This is a genomic window from Streptomyces sp. Ru62, assembly GCF_002920615.1.
In the GTDB taxonomy this organism is placed as follows: Bacteria; Actinomycetota; Actinomycetes; order Streptomycetales; family Streptomycetaceae; genus Streptomyces.
Genome location: NZ_PQSU01000004.1, coordinates 316493 through 331407 on the forward strand (window position 1 = coordinate 316493; position 14915 = coordinate 331407).

14 protein-coding genes and 1 pseudogene are annotated in these 14915 nt (G+C 73.4%); 9 read left to right on the forward strand and 6 right to left on the reverse strand.

What is annotated here, in order from left to right; all coding sequences use genetic code 11:
• Positions 1-125 precede the first annotated feature (125 nt).
• On the forward strand, positions 126-665 hold the full coding sequence (locus tag C3492_RS07700) for a SigE family RNA polymerase sigma factor (RefSeq protein WP_103810967.1): 540 nt from the start codon (positions 126-128) through the stop codon (positions 663-665).
• Positions 662-1486: a hypothetical protein gene (locus C3492_RS07705; RefSeq protein WP_103810968.1), complete on the forward strand. Its 825-nt coding sequence runs from the start codon at positions 662-664 to the stop codon at positions 1484-1486. Before C3492_RS07700 ends, C3492_RS07705 begins: the two co-directional genes overlap by 4 nt.
• A gap of 110 nt (positions 1487-1596) precedes the next feature.
• Here the strand turns inward: C3492_RS07705 and C3492_RS07710 are convergent, their stop codons facing one another.
• Positions 1597-2229: a response regulator transcription factor gene (locus C3492_RS07710; protein ID WP_181140262.1), complete on the reverse strand. Its 633-nt coding sequence runs from the start codon at positions 2227-2229 to the stop codon at positions 1597-1599.
• A 414-nt stretch (positions 2230-2643) separates the two neighbouring features.
• Between C3492_RS07710 and C3492_RS07715 the strand changes: the two genes are divergently transcribed.
• The gene (locus tag C3492_RS07715; RefSeq protein WP_103810970.1) at positions 2644-3261 is read left to right on the forward strand and encodes a TOPRIM nucleotidyl transferase/hydrolase domain-containing protein; all 618 of its coding nucleotides are present in this window, start codon (positions 2644-2646) and stop codon (positions 3259-3261) included.
• 350 nt (positions 3262-3611) lie between these two features.
• The gene (locus C3492_RS07720; RefSeq protein WP_103810971.1) at positions 3612-5174 is read left to right on the forward strand and encodes an alpha-L-arabinofuranosidase B; all 1563 of its coding nucleotides are present in this window, start codon (positions 3612-3614) and stop codon (positions 5172-5174) included.
• Here the strand turns inward: C3492_RS07720 and C3492_RS07725 are convergent.
• Positions 5152-6417, reverse strand: coding sequence for a sensor histidine kinase (locus C3492_RS07725; protein ID WP_258055552.1), 1266 nt, complete (start codon positions 6415-6417; stop codon positions 5152-5154). The two genes, C3492_RS07720 and C3492_RS07725, sit on opposite strands and share 23 nt — an antisense overlap.
• Positions 6418-6726: 309 nt before the next feature.
• Between C3492_RS07725 and C3492_RS07730 the strand changes: the two genes are divergently transcribed.
• A complete protein-coding gene (locus tag C3492_RS07730) occupies positions 6727-7584 on the forward strand; it encodes a MaoC/PaaZ C-terminal domain-containing protein (RefSeq protein ID WP_103811056.1) in 858 nt (285 codons plus the stop codon).
• 91 nt (positions 7585-7675) lie between these two features.
• Here C3492_RS07730 and C3492_RS44505 read toward each other — a convergent pair whose 3' ends face one another.
• Both C3492_RS44505 and C3492_RS07735 read right to left on the reverse strand, forming a co-directional pair.
• A complete protein-coding gene (locus C3492_RS44505; protein ID WP_165951535.1) occupies positions 7676-7834 on the reverse strand; it encodes a hypothetical protein in 159 nt (52 codons plus the stop codon).
• Between the two features lie 96 nt (positions 7835-7930).
• Positions 7931-9190 (reverse strand): hypothetical protein, encoded by a 1260-nt coding sequence (locus C3492_RS07735; RefSeq protein ID WP_103810973.1) that lies wholly within the window; start codon positions 9188-9190, stop codon positions 7931-7933.
• A 187-nt stretch (positions 9191-9377) separates the two neighbouring features.
• On the opposite strand from C3492_RS07735, the gene C3492_RS07740 reads away from it, so the two are divergent.
• The 3 genes from C3492_RS07740 to C3492_RS07750 are packed head-to-tail and all read left to right on the forward strand — an operon-like array spanning position 9378 to position 12439.
• The gene (locus tag C3492_RS07740; protein WP_103810974.1) at positions 9378-10286 is read left to right on the forward strand and encodes a Nif3-like dinuclear metal center hexameric protein; all 909 of its coding nucleotides are present in this window, start codon (positions 9378-9380) and stop codon (positions 10284-10286) included.
• Complete coding sequence (locus C3492_RS07745; protein ID WP_103811057.1) at positions 10283-11026, forward strand: zinc ribbon domain-containing protein; 744 nt, start codon at positions 10283-10285, stop codon at positions 11024-11026. The genes C3492_RS07740 and C3492_RS07745 overlap by 4 nt, the downstream gene beginning before the upstream one ends.
• Before the next feature lie 12 nt (positions 11027-11038).
• Positions 11039-12439: a bifunctional RNase H/acid phosphatase gene (locus tag C3492_RS07750; RefSeq protein ID WP_103810975.1), complete on the forward strand. Its 1401-nt coding sequence runs from the start codon at positions 11039-11041 to the stop codon at positions 12437-12439.
• Between the two features lie 26 nt (positions 12440-12465).
• Here the strand turns inward: C3492_RS07750 and eda are convergent, their stop codons facing one another.
• Entirely contained in the window at positions 12466-13143 is a 678-nt protein-coding gene (gene eda, locus C3492_RS07755; protein ID WP_103810976.1) for a bifunctional 4-hydroxy-2-oxoglutarate aldolase/2-dehydro-3-deoxy-phosphogluconate aldolase, read from the reverse strand.
• Positions 13144-13213: 70 nt separating this feature from the next.
• Positions 13214-13993, reverse strand: coding sequence for a peroxide stress protein YaaA (gene yaaA, locus C3492_RS07760; RefSeq protein WP_103810977.1), 780 nt, complete (start codon positions 13991-13993; stop codon positions 13214-13216).
• Between the two features lie 74 nt (positions 13994-14067).
• On the opposite strand from yaaA, the pseudogene C3492_RS07765 reads away from it, so the two are divergent.
• Positions 14068-14899: pseudogene (locus C3492_RS07765) on the forward strand (RNB domain-containing ribonuclease).
• Positions 14900-14915: the final 16 nt, after the last annotated feature.

A 14915-nucleotide genomic window follows, 5' to 3' on the forward strand; every position in this document is an offset into this window, starting at 1 on the left:
TAACGAATTCTTGACCGTTCCATGGGTTACTGACGCGGTGTCATGGCGGGAGGAGAAATCCTGGTGCGGACCGGGGCAACGGTCCGGGCGGCCCATGGACTCCTTCAGACATCTAGGAGGTGCCCATGGGGGACGGGAAGCAGACTCGGAACGAGGAGTTCCAGAGCTTCGTGGTCGGCCGCTGGCCGCGGTTGATGCGTACGGCATTTCTCCTCACGGGGGAGCAGCACGCCGCCGAGGACCTGGTCCAGTCGACGCTCGAACGGGTCTATGTGGCCTGGCGCCGGGTCGGCGGCGCGGACGACCCGGAGGCATACGTACGGCGCGTGATGATCAACGCGCACGCGCGCAGACACCGACGGAGGCTCAGGGAGTTCCTCGCTCCGAAGGACGACTCCGGCCTGGTGCGCGAGGTGGCCGACACCGGCGACCGGATCGCCCAGGCCGACGACCGCAGCGCCCTGCTCAAGGCACTCGCGCAACTGCCCGTCCGGCAGCGGGAGGCGGTCGTGCTGCGCTACTGGGAGGACCTGACGGAGACACAGACGGCGGAGGCGATGGGCTGCTCGGTCGGCACGGTGAAGAGCAACGCGGCCAAGGGGATCGCGAAACTCCGCGCCATACCGGGACTGGCCGACATGGTGACGCACGGAGGGCGGAAGTGATGAGCGCGGACCGGGAGAACCACGACATGACGCAGACGGACATCGCCCTCCTGCTCGCGGACGCGGCGGACGAGGTCGAGATCGGCATAGCCCCCGTCCAGGCCGTCATCCGCGGCGGCCGGCGCCGCAGAGCCCGGCGCTGGGCCGTGGCGGCGGCCACCGCCCTGGTGCTGGCGGGCTCGACGGGGGCCACGCTGGCCTTCGCCGGGCTGCCCGGGGAGCGCGTCGACCGGGGGACGCCGATGGCGCCCGGCCCGGCGTCCGCGGAGGAGAGACATGTGTACGACCCCCGGCGGACGGAGCTGGCGCGGGGGACCGAGCACGGCAAGCAGTGGCGGGTCTGGGTCGAGGTGTGGGGCGCGCCACGTGACGCGCGGGAGGCTGACCGGCAGTTCGACGCCATGAAGCGGATGGGCCTGCGGCCGGCCGTGGACAAGGCCGCCGACCTGGTCGGGAAGACGTCGTACTTCTCCATGCGGTCCTACGGCGACGGCCGTTCCCTGGTGGTCATGTTCGACACGCACCAGAGGATCGACCGCCTCTCGGGCACCGACCTCATGGCCGCCGCCGTCAGCCTGGACAAGGCCGGCCCCACGGCCCCGGAACGGCTGGTGGTCGGGCATGTGGCGAAGACCGCCCGGGAGGTCACCTGCCACTGGAAGGACGGCAGTTCCACGGTGGCCCGGCCGGCGGGCTCGGCGCCGGCCGCCCCTGACGGCACCGCGCTGATCCGCCCGGTCGCGGGCTATCCGGGAGGCAACTGGTTCGTGTGCGTCGCCCCCGAGGGAACGGCCTACGAGGACGCGGACGTGACGAAGTGACCCTGGGTGCGGGTGCAGTGTGCCGGCGATGGCGGCGACGGTCGGCTCGGTGGGGGTGGCCTGGGTGGATGCGGATGTGACGGAGTGACCCTGGGCGCGGGAGGCCCTGCTCAGAGCCAGCCCTGCTGCCGGGCTTCCCGTACCGCTTCGGCCCGGTTGCGGGTGCGGGTCTTGCCGATGGCGGAGGAGAGGTAGTTGCGGACGGTCGACTCGGACAGGTGCAGCCTGCCGGCGATGTCGGCGACGGTCGCCCCGTCCACCGACGCCGTCAGCACCTCCCGCTCACGGGGCGTCAGCGGATTCGGCCCGGCGCTGAGCGCGGCGGCCGCCAGCGCCGGATCGACCACGGTCTCCCCGGTGAGCACACGCCGGATCGCCGCGGCCAGCTCCTCCACGGGCCCGTCCTTGACGAGGAAGCCGGCCGCTCCGGCCTCCATGGCCCGGCGTAGATAGCCCGGCCGGCCGAAGGTGGTGAGGATCAGCACCCGGCAGTCGGGAGCCTGGTCCCGCAGCTCGGCCGCCGCGTCCAGCCCGCTCATGCCCGGCAGCTCGATGTCCAGCAGGGCCACGTCCGGCCGGTGCGTGAGCACGGCGTCCACGATGCCGTCGCCCGAGCCCAGCTGGGCCACGACCTCGATGTCCTCCTCCATGCCGAGGAGCAGGGCGAGAGCGCCACGCATCATGCCCTGATCCTCGGCCAGCAGCACCCGGATGCGTGCGCCGGGCCGGTGGTCCCGGGGCATCTCGTCGTCCATCGCCACAGGTTACGCCGGGCGGCCCGAGCAGCCCCGCGTGAGCCGTACCGAGCCGCACCCTGCCGAGCGGACTGAGCGTTTCCTCGGTGGGAGCGGACAGTGCGACTGGGTAACGGGGGAGGGGCCGGGCGGCCGTGGGGCGGGGGTGGGCGGTACGGCAGTACGGCGCTTGGGGTCGAGGCCCGGACCGGCGGGGGTGCAGCGCTCGGAGGCGGGGGCCGACGGCGGTACGGCGAGACGGCGGTCAGGACAAGGGCCGGAGACGGTACGGCGGTCGGGACCGGAGACGGTCTGACTGTCGGGGCCGGAGGCGGTGTGGCGGTCGGCCGTTGACCGCCGGGGTCGGGGTGCGGTCGCGGAAATTGCCTACCGTGGCCGTTGGAAAGGGCGGAGACTCGGCTCATGGCTGACATGGGGGCGTTCCGGGAGGCGGTCACCGCGTGGGCGGCCGGTGGGCCCGGGGGCCCCGCGCGAGAACTGGCCGCGCGGCTGTCCGTGCGGGCAGCCGTCCTGCTCGAAGGTCCGAGCGACGCCGCGGCGGTCGGCGCGCTGGCCGCGGGCCGCGGCCGGGACCTGGCGGCCGAAGGGGTCTGTGTCCTGCCGATGGGCGGGGCGATGAACGTCGGGCGGTTCGCCGGCCTCCTCGGGCCGGCCGGACTGGGCCTGCGCCTCACCGGGCTGTGCGACGAGCGGGAGCGCCCGTACTACGCCCGCGGCTGGGAGCGGGCCGGTGCGGCACAGCACGGCTTCTTCGTCTGCGCGGCGGATCTGGAGGACGAGTTGATCCGCGCGCTGGGCGTGGCCCGGGTGACGGAACTGGTCCGGGCGGAGGGCGACCTGCGCGCGCTGCAGACCTTCCTGCGCCAGCCCGCCCAGCGGGGCCGCACGGCGCAGCAGCAGTTGCGGCGCTTCCTCGGCACGAAGAAGGGGCGGAAGATCCATTACGGACGTGTCCTGGTCGAGGCCCTCGAACCCGATCACACACCCGCCCCGCTGGACGGTCTGCTCACCAGCCTCTGACCGGAGCCTTTGGTCCGAGCCTCCGACCGGACCCTCCGACCGGACCCTTTGACCGGAGCCTTTGACCTGAGTTCCTGATCGGACGCGGGTTCGTCACAGACGGCTCCTCACGAACGGCTCGTACAGAGGGCCCGTAAAGACTCGGCATGGTCCGCTGCGGCGGGGGTTGACGCGCCTTGACGGTGCACAAACAATCGCCCCTGCAATCACCCGCAGCAATCACCCGTGCTGTGGCTGCGCATTTCCAGAAATCCGCAGTAATTCCGCAGGTGAACGAGTTCGGTATTTCGATCGAACGACGTTCGGGATGTCGGACAAGCCCTCGCCCCACGACGAACCCGAGGTGCACCGTGCTGTCGAGAACCCCCCGCGCCCCCGGCGCCCCCCGCGCCCTCCTCTCCCTCCTCGCTGTCTGCGCCACCCTCGCCGCGCTGTTCCTCGGCGCCGGCGCGCCCCCGGCCGCCGCCGCGAGTTCGCTGCCCTGTGACCTCTACGCCGCCGCGGGCACCCCCTGTGTCGCCGCGCACAGCATGGCCCGGGCGCTGTACGCGTCGTACAACGGACCGCTGTACCAGGTGCAGCGCGCCGAGGACGGGGCGAAGACGAACATCGGTCTGCTGGCCGCCGGCGGGTACGCCGACGCCGCCGCCCAGGACTCGTTCTGCTCCGGCACGACCTGCATCATCACCGAGATCTACGACCAGTCCCCGCGCCACAACGACCTCACGATCGAGGATGCGGGCGGAGCCGGGGCCGCCGACGTGGGCGCACCCGCGGACGCCCTGCCGGTGACCGCCGGCGGCCACCAGGTCTACGGCCTGGAGATCTCCGCCGGCATGGGCTACCGGGACAACTCCACCTCGGGCGTGGCCGTGAACGGGCAGGCCGAGGGGATGTACATGGTGACCTCGGGCACGCACGTCAACAACCGCTGTTGCTTCGACTACGGCAACGCCGAGACCAACAACATGGACACCGGCAACGGCCACATGGACGCCATCAACTTCGGCACCGAGTGCTGGTTCTCGCCCTGCTACGGGCAGGGCCCCTGGGTGCAGGCCGACCTGGAGAACGGGCTGTTCCAGTCCGACGCCGGCTACAGCAGGAACACCTCCAACACCGGGACCGGCCCGCTGCCGTTCGTGACCGCGCTGCTGAAGAACAACGGCCAGGACCATTTCGCGCTGAAATACGGAAACGCCCGATCGGGCGGGCTGACGACCACCTATTCAGGGGGTGAGCCGACCGCGGGCGGATACTCTCCGATGCACCAGGAGGGCGCGATCGTCCTCGGCACCGGCGGTGACAACAGCAACGGCTCGATCGGGTCCTTCTTCGAGGGCGTGATGACCGCCGGCATCCCGACCGACGCCGCCGACAACGCGGTCCAGGCCGACATCGTCTCCGTCGGCTACGGCGGCCCGACCGGCAGCACCGGCACACTGAGCCCCGGCTCCGAGATCTCCCTGCGCGCCACGACCTCCTGCTGCACCGGCGACTACGTCCGCCACCAGAACGATGCGGCCGTCATCTCCCCGCTGACGTCGAGCAGTTCGTCCCTCGACAAGAACGACGCCACCTGGATCGTCCGCCGTGGACTGGCCGACAGCTCCTGTGTCTCCTTCGAGTCACGGAACTACCCCGGTGACTTCCTGCGGCACTTCAACTACCGGGTCCACCGGCAGCCGATGGACGGCACCGCCCAGTTCCGGGCCGACGCCACCTTCTGCCCGCAGACCGGCAGGAGCGGCACCGGCACCTCGTTCGCCTCGTACAACTACCCGACGCGCTACCTGCGCCACTACGACCACAGCCTCTACATAGCGAGCAACGGCGGAACCAACGCCTTCGACAGCGCCACGTCCTGGACGGCGGACGTCAGCTGGGCGGTCACAGCGCCCTGGGCACCGTAGCCGCCGACGGCACGGGTTCGTCACCGCCCACCGGAAGGTCGGCGGTGACCGTGAAGCCGCCGCGTGGCGCCGGGCCGGCCGTGAGGGAGCCGCCCGCCGCCGCGAGGCGTTCGGTCAGCCCCTTCAGTCCCGTACCGCCCGCGCTCGCGCCGGCGGCGGGGGACCCGGCGCCCGTGCCGTTGTCCGTGACCGTCAGCCGGACCCGCTCGGCGGCTCCCTCGACGGTGATCTCGCAGCGGTCGGCGCGGCTGTGCCGGACGACGTTGGTGACCGCCTCGCGCACCACCCAGCCGAGCAGCGCCTCGGTCTGCGGGGCGAGCGGCGCCCCGGACTGGCGGACCACCGGCTCCACGCTCGCCGCGGAGAGCGCCGACCGGGCCCGGGTCAGCTCGGTGGCCAGGCTGCCCTCGCGGTAGCCGGTCACCGCCTCCCGGATCTCGGTGAGCGCCTGCCGGCCCACCGACTCGATGTCCGAGATCTGTGCGAGCGCCGCGGCGAGGTCGCGTGGCGCGAGCCGGCGGGCCGCCTCCGACTTCACCACGACCACCGACAGGGTGTGCCCGAGCAGGTCGTGCAGATCGCGGGAGAAGCGCAGCCGCTCCTCCGCCACCGCCCGCCGGGCCAGCTCCTCCCGGGCGGCCCGCAGTTCCCGCACGGCCTCGGACAGGCTGAGGATCGCGGCGGTGACCATGCTGGACAGGAAGGTGGCGTAGGCGATGCCGGACGCGTCGTCCCAGCCGTCCCGCAGCCAGGTGGCGGCTCCCGCGTAGAGCGTGAGCAGCAGGCCCGCGCGGCCCAGCCAGGGTCCGCGCAGGGTGGCGCCCGTGGCGAGGCCCAGCAGCGGGAAGAACATCAGCCAGTTGCCGCCGTACCCGAGGGCGAGGCCCGTCGTGACCAGGCCGAGCAGGCCCAGGGCCACCCGGGTGGACGCCGACTCGCGCCTGGCCCGGTCGAAGGCGCGGAAGGTGACGTAGACGTAGAGGGAGTTGAAGGCGAGCAGGCCCAGGCCGCCGATCCACGGGTTCGGGGTCTCGCCCTGGATCACGTTGGAGAAGGAGCCCATGCCCAGCAGCAGCCAGGGCAGCAGGGTGAAGCCGGTGGGCGGCGGGCCCGGACGCTCGGCGGCCGAGGGGTCCGCGCCCGCGCGCCGGGCGGCCCGGAAGCGCCGCACGTCCGCCCGCCACACCAGCCGTTCCCGCTGCCAGGCCGCCATCTGACAGCTCAGGCTCCGCCACCACGTCATCTCCGAGTCCCCCGTCTCAGTCGTTCGAACGACCCCTCCCGCGTGAGGGCGGGAGGGCGGCACAGCGTCCGGATCGAACGGTACGGAACCGGGCCCGGCCCCGGGCAGACACGTGTGTACCGAATCGGGCAGGACAAATGTCACGGCCGACCGATCTGACACTATGTCAGGAGTCTTCACAACCGCGGGGGGCTCGGCTATACAGGGGGCGCCGGACTGGAACGCGTTCTAGGTCCGCACGTGGACGACCTCGGTGCGGCCGACGGTGCGGACGTCCGCACCGAGGTCTTGAGACCCGTCAGGAGCCCCATGCCCATCGACGCCGCCATGGCACTCGCCGCCGAGCCCCGGTCGCGAGAGATCTCCTGGACGCGCAAAGACGTCCTGCTCTACCACCTCGGCATCGGCGCGGGCGTCCCCGCCACCGACCCCGACGAGCTGCGCTACACCCTGGAGTCCCGGCTGCACGTGCTGCCCAGCTTCGCCACCGTCGCGGGCGCCGGCTCACCGGGTGTGATCAGCGGGCTGTCCATGCCCGGCATCGACGTCGACCTCGCCCGCGTCCTGCACGGCGGCCAGACGCTCACCCTGTACCGCCCCCTCCCGGCCGAGGGCACCGCCACCGCCACCGGCCGCATCACCGCCGCGTACGACAAGGGCACGGCGGCCGTTCTCGTCATGCGCACCGAAGTCGCCGACACCGAGGGCCCGCTGTGGACCGACGACGCGCAGATCTTCGTACGGGGAGAGGGTGGCTGGGGCGGCGACCGGGGACCGTCCGCCCGGCCCGAACCGCCCGCCGGGGATGCGGACCGGGTCGTCGAGCGGCGCCTGCGCGAGGACCAGGCACTGCTCTACCGCCTCTCCGGCGACTGGAACCCCCTGCACGCCGACCCCGAGTTCGCCGAGCTCGCCGGCTTCGAACGGCCCGTCCTGCACGGCCTGTGCACCTACGGCGTCACGCTCAAGGCGGTCGTCGACACCCTGCTCGGCGGGGACGTGAGCCGGGTGCGGTCGTACGCCACGCGGTTCGCCGGCATCGTGTACCCGGGGGAGACCCTGCGGATCCGCATGTGGGCCTCGGAAGCCTCCGTGCGGGCCGCCGTGAGCGCCGTCGAACGGGACGACGCGCCCGTCCTCGTCGACACCATCGTCCAGCACTCCTGACAGACCGCGAGTGACAGACCGTGGATGAGGGCGGCCGGGGAAAGGCGAAGGGGGCTCCCGCCGAGCGGGAGCCCCCTCTTCTTCACTGCCGTCAGGCAGCCACCTCCGCCGTCTCCTGGGCCGGCTTGCGGTGCCGGCCGTGCGGAGTCGACTCGCTCTCCTGTGCCGCGATCGGGCCCCGGTGCCGGCCGTGGCCGGCGTTCTCGGAAGAGCCGGCAGACAGCTGCTCAGTGGTGCTGGTGTCGCTCATCGGACGTATTCACCCCGTCAAACTGATCTTTCGTACAGCCGGGCGAGTGTAACCGGCGCACCACGGGCCGAATCCAGGCGCACACGCCAACCGGCACTAGTTCGTTACAAGACGCCCCAAGGGTGCCTGCTGCAACGGCACGGGCCGGGTCGGCACCGGCACAGGAGGACCGGGTTCCGCCCCCGCCGGAACCCCCCGCTCCAAGGTCCCGGCAGCGCCGCCGTCCCGGTCCGGCCCCTGGGTGCCCCCCACCCCTTCCGTGGCCGCGCCCTCCGTGACCGCGCCCCCCGCGCCGTCCGTGGCCGCGCCCTCCGCACCCGCGGTCGCGTACCCGCCCGGTGCCGGCACGTCCGACACGCCGCACGGAGTCGCCTCCGTGGCGTACGGCAGGCGCAGCACCCCGTCGCGCGTGCACAGCCCGGTGCCCGCCAGCCAGCCCTCGGGCGCCGGGAGGTGCCGGACCTCCCGGTCGGCCGGGCGCCACACGCCCACCCAGGTGCCGAGGGCCCCGTCGAGCCGCAGGCCCACCGCGCAGTTCTCCGGCATCAGCACCTGCCCGGGCTGGATCGCGAACGGCGTCACCACGCAGTCCGGCACCCGCAGGCACTCCGGGAACCGCACCGGCAGGGTGCTGCCGAGGACACCCCAGCCCAGGCGTTCCCGCCCGGGCGAGGGCGCGTCCGAGGAGATCAGCAGCAGGCCGCTGTCCGGATCGGCGAGGAGCAGCCGGTCGTCGCTGCCCTCCGCGATCTGGAGCAGCGGCGAGACCTCGCCGGCGCGCTCCAGGTCCACCACGACCGTCTTGATGCGTCCGTCCAGCTCCCGGTCCAGTGCCAGCATCCGCCCGGAGCCGTCCAGCCAGACCCCGCCCGAGCAGCGCCCCGGCACCTCGGCGCAGCGCTCCGGGCCGAACGCCCCGCCCGCCACCAGCCAGACCACGCTGGAGCGCGGTCCGACCGCGAGGGCGTACGCCCGGGCGCCCCCCGGTGCCGGTGGCAGCAGGGTGAGCCGGGTGCCGGGCCCGGCGCACTCCACCGCGCCCAGCGGCAGCTCACCGGTGCCGGGCCCGGTCGGGTACAGCAGCGAGAAGGCGTGCCGCCCGGCCACCAGGCGGTGGATCAGCACCCGCCCGTCACCCATGGGCTGCACCTCGGTCCCGGGCTCCTCGGGCTGGTTTCCGGGCAGGGGCACCGCGTACGGCTCGGGGCCGTCCAGGGTCCAGCGCTCCGGGAACCAGGAGTCACCGTCCCGGGCGAGCCGGGCGGCGTACGCGCCGTCCGCCGTGATGGCGCATCCCGCCCGCGGCACGCCGCCGGTCCCGTCCGTGGAGGGGGGTTCGATCGCACAGGCCGTCATCGTTCGGTCACCTCCGGCGACGAAGCTAGTTTTCGCACGCGCAGGCGGGGGACCGGCCCTCCCCGGCTTCACACGTACGGGTGGTGCAGAAGCGATTCACCTGAGGAAACCGGGGCGTCCGTGCTGAGCGGGGTCAGACCGGACGCATGCGGTACAGCCCCGCCGAACAGCCAGGTAGCCTTGGGCCGTGCCCCGTCTGTCTGAAGTCATCGCCGCGCTGGAGAACCTGTGGCCGGCCGAGCGGGCCGAGTCCTGGGACGCGGTCGGCACGGTCGTGGGCGACCCCGCCCAGGAGGTCACCCGGGTCCTGTTCGCCGTCGACCCCGTCCAGGAGATCGTGGACGAGGCCGTGAAGCTCGGCGCCGACCTGCTGGTCACCCACCACCCGCTCTATCTGCGCGGTACGACCACGGTCGCGGCCACGCACTTCAAGGGCCGGGTCGTGCACACGCTGATCAAGAACGACGTCGCGCTGCACGTCGCCCACACCAACGCCGACACCGCCGACCCGGGTGTCTCCGACGCCCTTGCCGGGGCCCTCGACCTCCGCGTCGTACGCCCCCTCGTGCCGGACCCCACCGACCCCGAGGGCGGCCGGGGCCTGGGCCGCGTCTGCGAACTCGACCACCCCCTCACCGTCCGGGAGCTGGCCGCCCGCGCCGCCGAGCGGCTGCCCGCCACCGCGCAGGGCATCCGGGTGGCCGGCGACCCCGAGGCCGTCGTCCGCACCATCGCCGTCAGCGGCGGCTCCGGCGACAGCCTCTTCGACCAGGTCCGCGCGGCCGGCGTCGACGCCTTCCTCACCGCTGACCTGCGCCACCACCCGGCCTCCGAGGCGGTGGCCCACAGTCCCCTCGCGCTGCTCGACGCGGCGCACTGGGCCACCGAGTGGCCCTGGTGCGAGCTGGCCGCGAGCCAGCTCGACGAGATCTCCGACCGTCACGGCTGGGACCTCCGCGTCCACGTCTCCAAGACGGTCACCGATCCCTGGACCGCCCACGCGGCGTCCACCGCCACCGCCCACCCGTCGCCCACCACCACCCTTCCAACGAGCGCTTCACGCGCCCCTTCCGATACCACGGGAGCCCCCAACTGAACGCCGCGCCCGCCGACCAGATCCGACTCCTCGACGTCCAGACACTCGACGTCCGCCTGCAGCAGCTCGCGCACAAGCGGAGGTCGCTGCCCGAGCACGCCGAGATCGAGTCGCTGACGAAGGACCTCACGCAGCTGCGCGACCTGCTCGTGGCCGCGCAGACCGAGGAGAGCGACTGCGCCCGCGAGCAGACCAAGGCCGAGCAGGACGTCGACCAGGTGCGCCAGCGCGCCGCCCGCGACCAGCAGCGCCTGGACTCCGGCGCGGTCACCTCGCCGAAGGACCTCTCCAACCTCCAGCACGAGATCGCCTCCCTCGCCAAGCGGCAGGGCGACCTGGAGGACGTCGTCCTGGAGGTCATGGAGCGCCGTGAGGCCGCGCAGGAGCGGGTGAACGAGCTGACCGAGCGGGTCGCCTCCGTGCAGTCGAAGATCGACGACGCGACCGGCCGCCGGGACGCGGCGTTCGAGGAGATCGACGGCGAGGCCGCCTCGGTGACCAAGGAGCGCGAGGTCGTGGCGGCCTCCGTCCCCGCGGACCTGCTGAAGCTCTACGACAAGCTGCGCGAGCAGCAGGGCGGCATCGGCGCGGCCAAGCTGTACGCCCGCACCTGCCAGGGGTGCCGGCAGGAGCTGGCCATCACCGAGCTGAACGAGATCCGCGCGGCGGCGCCGGACACGGTGGTCCGCTGCGAGAACTGCCGCCGCATCCTGGTGCGTACGGCCGAGTCGGGTCTGTAGGGGGCTTCAGGGGTGCGGGAGTTCATCGTCGAGGCCGACGGCGGGTCGCGGGGCAACCCCGGGCCCGCGGGCTACGGGGCGGTCGTGCTCGACGGGGCCACGGGTGAGGCCCTGACCGAGGCCGCGGAGTACATCGGCGTCGCCACGAACAACGTCGCCGAGTACCGCGGCCTCCTGGCCGGCCTCCGTGCCGCGCACGCCCTCGACCCGTCGGCCCGGGTCCACGTCCGCATGGACTCCAAGCTCGTCATCGAGCAGATGTCGGGCCGCTGGAAGATCAAGCACCCCGACATGAAGCCACTGGCGACGCAGGCGAGGTCCGTCTTCCCTCCGGACCAGGTGACCTACGAGTGGATCCCCCGGGAGCGGAACAAACACGCGGACCGCTTGGCGAACGAGGCGATGGACGCGGGGGCGAAGGGCGAGCAGTGGTCACCGTCACGCTCCCGCGCGGCCCTCGACACCCCGCCCGCCACCCCTGAGCCGTCGGGCCCGCCCGGAGACGCGGCGGCGGGCGCGGCGAAGGCCCGCGCGGCCCTGGCGGAGGTCCGGGCCGCCGGTGCGGCCCCTGAATCCGCCGCCGCTGCGGGCAGTCGTGCCGCCGGTGCGGCACGGGTGGGCGATGGGGGTGCCCCCGCGCGAGCGACGCCGAGCGTGGGGGAGGCACCTCCCAGCGAGCAGCGCCCCGAGCCCCCCGGCGAAGGGCGCCCCTCCGGCTCCACCGCGGAAACCGTGCACGAGCAGCGCGTCACCAGTGCCCCCGGCTGGAGTGCCGCCCCCGATCTGGGCGCGCCCGCCACCCTGGTCCTCCTCCGGCACGGCGAAACCCCCCTGACCCCCCAGAAGCGGTTCTCCGGCAGCGGCGGCACCGACCCCTCCCTCTCCGCCGTGGGCCGGGAGCAGGCGCACCGCGTCGCCGAGGCCCTGGCGCGGCGCGGCACCATACAGGCCGTCGTCGCCTCCCCCCTCGCCCGCACCCGGGAGACCGCCGAGATCGTCGCCGCCCGCCTGAACCTGGACGTCACGCTGGAAGACGGCCTGCGCGAGACGGACTTCGGCGCCTGGGAGGGCCTGACCTTCGGTGAGGTCCGCGAGCGCCACCCGGACGACCTCGACGCCTGGCTCGCCGACCCGGAGGCCCACCCCACCGGCGGCGGCGAGAGCTTCGCCGAGACGGCCGTCCGGATCGCCGCGACCCGCGACAAACTGATCGCGGCCCACGCGGGCCGTACGGTCCTGCTGGTCACGCACGTCACCCCGATCAAGACCTTCGTCCGCCTCGCGCTCGGCGCCCCGCCCGAGTCGCTGTTCCGGATGGAGCTCTCGGCGGCCTCCCTGTCGGCGGTGGCGTACTACGCGGACGGCAACGCGAGCGTGCGGCTGTTCAACGACACCTCTCACCTGCGCCCCTGAGTCACCCGGGCGGCTGCGCCGTTGAGTCAGTCACCCGGGCGGTTACGCCTTTGGGCCGCCCGGGGCCTCAACCGGGCCGCCGTACGCGCCAGTTCCTCGATCCGCCCCCAGTCCCGGGCGGCCACCGCATCCTCCGGAACCATCCAGCTCCCGCCGACGCAGCCGACGTTGGGGAGGGCCAGGTACTCCGGCGCGGTCTCCGGCCCGATCCCGCCCGTGGGACAGAACCGGGCCTGCGGCAACGGCCCGGCCAGCGACCGCAGGTACGCCGTACCGCCCGCCGCCTGTGCCGGGAAGAACTTCATCTCCCGCACCCCGCGCTCCAGCAGCGCCACGACCTCCGAGGTGGTCGACACCCCGGGCAGGAACGGCACCCCGGACCCGCGCATCGCCTCCAGCAGCGCCTCCGTCCACCCGGGACTGACCAGGAACCGCGCCCCGGCGGCCGTACAGGCGTCCACCTGCTCCGGCGTGATCACCGTACCCGCCCCCACCACGGCCTCCGGCACCTCGGCGGCGATGGCCCGGAGCGCGGCGGGCGCGGCCGGGGTGCGCAGGGTCACCTCGATCGCGGGCAGCCCGCCCGCGACCAGCGCCCGCGCCAGCGGTACGGCGTCGGCGGCGTCGGAGAGCACCACCACGGGCACGACGGGGGCGAGGTCCAGCACGGAGGCAGCCGGAAACGAGGGCAGCGGCGAGGTCATGCGCTCATCGTGCCCAGCGACTGCAATCTCCGCAATGAGTGTTGCGTATGCTGCAACGCCTTACGGTTCCTCAGTGGACCTCGTCCACCAGCACATCCAGCGCCCACGCCTTGCCCGCCTTCCCGGGCGCCTCCGCCTCCACGACGTACCCCAGCTCCCGCAGCACCCCCACCAGCTCGGCGGGATCCTTGGGCGCGGCCCCGGAGGTCAGCAGGCTGCGGACGATCCGGCCCTTCGTCGCCTTGTTGAAGTGGCTGACGACCTTCCGGGTCGGCGCGTGCAGCACCCGTACCGTCGCCGTGCGCCCGGCCACCTCGCCCTTCGGCCGCCAGGCCGCGGCGTACGCCGAGGACCGCAGGTCGAGGACCAGGCCGTCGGCCGCCGTCGGCAGCACCTCGGCCATCGGCGCCCGCCAGTGCCCGGCCAGCGCGCCAAGACCCGGCAGCTTCACGCCCATCGAGCAGCGGTAGGAGGGAATCCGGTCCGTCACCCGCACGGCACCCCACAGCCCGGAGAAGACCAGCAGCGACTTGGCGGCACGGCGTCGCGCCGCCGCGTCCAGCGTGGCCAGGCCGAGGGTGTCGTACAGAACCCCGGTGTAGACCTCCCCGGCCGGGCGGGCACCGGCCGTGTGCAGCCCGGCGTTCTTCGCGACCTCGCCGCGCAGCCCCTCGCTCAGCCCCAGCACCTCGCGCGCCTTGACCTCGTCACCGGAGCACAGCTCGACCAGCTCCCCGAGCACGGCCTCCCGCGCGGCGGTCAGCCCCGGCAGGGACAGCGACTCCAGCTGAAGCGGGGCACCCTCGCCCGCGTTCGCCTTGCCTTCCGAGGGCGGCAGCAGGACCAGCAACACGTACTCCTCACGTAGACCTCCGCGCCAGGGTACGGCGTGACTCGCGTGCCACCTCGGCCTACGCTCGCTCCATGCCCCGCCGCAAGATCCACGTCACCGGCGCCCCCGAAGCCCCCCTCCGCGCCGCGCTCGCCGCGCTCCGTTCCGGACTCGGCATCCCGGAGGCATTCCCGCCGGAGGTCCAGGCGGCGGCCGAGCAGGCGGCCAAGGACCCGGCCCTGCCGCTGTACGACGCCACCGACATCCCCTTCTTCACCCTGGACCCGCCCACCTCCACCGACCTCGACCAGGCCACCCACCTGTCCCGGCGGGGCACCGGCTACCGCGTCCGCTACGCCATCGCCGACGTCGCCGCCTTCGTCGCACCCGGCGGAGCCCTGGACGCGGAGGCGCACCGGCGGGTGACCACCCTGTACTTCCCGGACGAGAGGGTCCCGCTGCACCCCACCGTGCTCAGCGAGGGCGCGGCCAGCCTGCTGCCCGGCCGGACCCGGCCGGCCGTGCTGTGGACCATCGACCTGGACGGGGAGGGCCGCACCCTCGCCGTCGACGTGCGCCGGGCCCTGGTCCGCAGCCGGGCCAAGCTCGACTACACCCACGTACAGCGGGACATCGACGCGGGGACGGCCGAGGAACCCGTCGCGCTGCTCAAGGAGATCGGCGAGGCACGGGAACGCCTGGAGGGTGGAGGCGGCCCTGCTCAAGGACCGGGTCGGGGACGTCTTCGACGGCTGTGTCGTGGACGTGGACGAGCGCCGGCCGACCGTGGGCACCGTCCAGGTGCTGTCCCCGGCGGTCATCGGACGCGTCGAGGGCACGGACCTGCCGCTCGGCGAACGCCTGCGCGTCCGGCTCACCCGCGCCGACCCGGGCACATCGAAGATCCTCTTCGCCGTGGCGTGAGCGCCTGCACGAGCGC